General features: G+C 65.7%; 4 protein-coding genes. 3 read left to right on the top strand and 1 reads right to left on the bottom strand.

Translation table 11 applies throughout. From position 1 onward, the window contains the following. On the bottom strand, positions 1–431 hold a 431-nt coding region (locus MOV74_RS35330), incomplete at its 3' end, for an alcohol dehydrogenase catalytic domain-containing protein (RefSeq protein ID WP_246931746.1). Positions 432–539: 108 nt separating this feature from the next. On the opposite strand from MOV74_RS35330, the gene MOV74_RS35325 reads away from it, so the two are divergent. The 3 genes from MOV74_RS35325 to MOV74_RS35315 all read left to right on the top strand — a co-directional run bounded on the left by MOV74_RS35325 (position 540) and on the right by MOV74_RS35315 (position 2801). Next, positions 540–1241 (top strand): GntR family transcriptional regulator, encoded by a 702-nt coding sequence (locus MOV74_RS35325; protein ID WP_246931743.1) that lies wholly within the window; start codon positions 540–542, stop codon positions 1239–1241. A gap of 92 nt (positions 1242–1333) precedes the next feature. After that, positions 1334–2197: a fumarylacetoacetate hydrolase family protein gene (locus MOV74_RS35320; protein ID WP_246931742.1), complete on the top strand. Its 864-nt coding sequence runs from the start codon at positions 1334–1336 to the stop codon at positions 2195–2197. 7 nt (positions 2198–2204) lie between these two features. Beyond that, complete coding sequence (locus MOV74_RS35315; RefSeq protein WP_246931740.1) at positions 2205–2801, top strand: amino acid synthesis family protein; 597 nt, start codon at positions 2205–2207, stop codon at positions 2799–2801. The last annotated feature ends 1 nt before the right edge of the window (position 2802 follow it).

Raw genomic sequence — 2802 nt, 5'->3', positions numbered from 1 at the left:
GGCGCGCGCGGATGGCGGCACTCGTGCAGCAGTGCGTAGGCGACCTGATAGTTCGACAGGCACACGGCGGCTTGCAGATCGACATTGTCCGGCAGCGCATGAACCGCGTCCGCCGGCGCGACCACGTAATCGGCGTAGCAGCCGCCGCGCTGGGCGAGGTCGCGGGCGCTCAGCAGCACCTTCTGGCCGATCGCGAAGCCCTCGACGCCGGGCCCGAGCGCGGACATACGCCCCGCAACGTCGGTGCCGGGATTGGCCGGCAGCGGCGGCATCCATTTGTAGACGCCGCGCCGGATCAGCACGTCGGGCTGCCCGACCCCGAAGGCCTCGGCCCGGATTTGCACCTGGCCTGCGCCCGGCACAGGCACCGGCAGCTCGACCACCTCAAGTGCATCCGGCCCACCCGGCTGACGCACCAGCACTGCCCTCATGTCTTCGCACTCCCCAGACCGTATTTTCGAAAATCATACCGTTTACGAAAATTATTGCAAGATGGTCGTTGGCGCGGCATGTTGAGGCATCGATTCATTGGCAGAGCTATGCCCGACAGCGCCATTCGCCCCCGCAAGGAATTCGGCAAGACCATCGCCGCCGATATCACCCATCGGCTGCGCGAGGAGATTATTGCCTGCGCGCTTCCGCCGGGCGAGCCTTTGCGCTTCGACGTGCTGCGTGAACGGTTCGGCGCGAGTTTTACGACGTTGCGCGAGGCGCTGACCGCGCTTGCCGCGGAGGGCCTGGTCGACGCCCAGGAGCAGCGCGGCTTTCGCGTCGCGCCGGTCAGCCGCCAGGATCTGGTGGAGGTCACGGACGCGCGGGTGCTGGTCGAGGTGGAATTGATCCGCCGCTCGATCGAGCGGGGCGATGACGATTGGGAAATCGCCGTAATCTCGACTTTGCACAGATTAAAGCGGATCGAGCAGCGCGACCCCGAACATCCCTTGCGGGATCCCGAATGGAAGATCGCGCATCGCCAGTTCCACCAGGCGCTGGTCTCCGCCTGCGGCTCGGCCACGCTGCTCGCCATCCGCGCCGAGTTGTTCGATCGTGCCGAGCGCTACCGGCACCTGTCGGCAAATTTCCGGCCGCGCCCGCGCGACAAGGCCGGCGAGCACCAGGCGATCATGCAGGCCGCCATCTCGCGCAATGCGGATCTCGCCGTACAGCTGATCGAGACCCATATCCGCTCGACCGCCGACAACGTCGCGACATACGCCGCCCACCTGCTCGACACCGAATAGGCACCGGGCATTTTTACGTGGGGGGCTTGCGCCGCGCCAGATTTTCGAAAATAATTGAACGGATCGAAAATCGGAACCTTTGGGGCGAAACCATGAAGCTGCTGTCGTTCTTGGACGGAAATCGGGAAAGCTGGGGGGCCGTTACTGAAAACGGCGTGGTGGATCTCGGCCGCGCCCTACCCCAATACCCGACGCTCGCGGATTTTCTCGGCAGCGATGATTACGCGAAGCGCGACGCGGTCGTCGCCGGGCACAAGCCCACGCTGGCGCTGAGCGACGTCAAATATCTCCCCGTGATCCCGCGCCCCGAAAAGATCGTCTGCGCCGTGCGCAACTATCTCGACCACCACAACGAGGCGGTGGCGTTCGGCATGAAGCGCGAGATCACCGAGTTTCCGCCGATCTTCCTGCGGGTGTGGCGCTCCCAGGTTGCGCACAACGCGCCGGTGATCCGGCCGAAGGTCTCGGACAATTTCGACTGGGAGGGCGAGCTCGCCGTCGTGATCGGCAAGGGCGGCCGTCACATCAGCAAGGCCAATGCCTGGAGCCACGTCGCGGGCTACTCGATCTATAACGACGTCAGCGTGCGCGACTGGCAGCGCCACGCCCAGCAGATCGCCTCCGGCAAGAACTTCGTCGGCACCGGCCCGTTCGGTCCGTGGCTGGTCACGCCGGACGAGATCGGCGATCCCACGAAATTGAAACTGGAGACGCGCGTCAACGGCGCGGTGGTGCAGTCCTCCGACACCTCGATGCTGATCTTCTCGATCCCGCGGCTGATCGAATATTGCTCCACCATTTTCGACCTCGTCCCCGGCGACGTCATCGCCACCGGCACGCCGGCCGGCGTCGGCTTCACCCGCAAGCCGCCGGTCTTCCTCAAGCCCGGCGATCTGGTCGAGGTCGAGATCGAGAATATCGGCGTGCTCCGCAATCCCGTCGTGGACGAGGCCTAGCTTCAGCATGTCGTCCTATGACATTCGCAAGACCGCGCTCGGCGTCGAGACCATCTGGCACGAGCGCGGCCCGCGGCTGGAGAAGCCGCTGCTGGTCGGCACCGCCATTGCCGTGATCCGCAATCCCTTCGCCGGACGCTATGAGCCCGACCTGATGCCGTTTCAGGCATCTTTGCGCGAGCTCGGGCACGAGCTCGCGAGCGGGCTGATCGCGCAGCTCGGCGGCGCGACGAAGATCGAAGCTTATGGCAAGGGCATCATCGTCGGCGAGGACGGCGAGCTCGAGCATGGCGCCGTCTGGCACGAAGCCGGCGGCCAAGGCATGCGCGAGGTGCTTGGCCAGCCCAAGGGTCAGCAACCAAAGGCGATCGTCCCGGCCGCCAAGACCATCGGCGGTCCCGGCACGCGCCTGATGGTACCGCTCGGCCACATCCACGCCGCCTATGTCCGCAGCCATTTCGGCACGGCGGAGATGACGCTGTGGGATGCGCCAAGGCGTGATGAGATCGCCTTCGGCCTCGTGATGGCAACCGGCGGCCGCCCCCACGCGCGCATCGGCGGTCTTGCTGCGTCCGATATCTCCGTGCACGACGGCCAGCGCTGAC

Origin of the sequence: Bradyrhizobium sp. SHOUNA76, assembly GCF_023006445.1 — a bacterium.
Taxonomy (GTDB): domain Bacteria; phylum Pseudomonadota; class Alphaproteobacteria; order Rhizobiales; family Xanthobacteraceae; genus Bradyrhizobium.
This window is presented reverse-complemented; position numbering and strand designations above follow the sequence as displayed.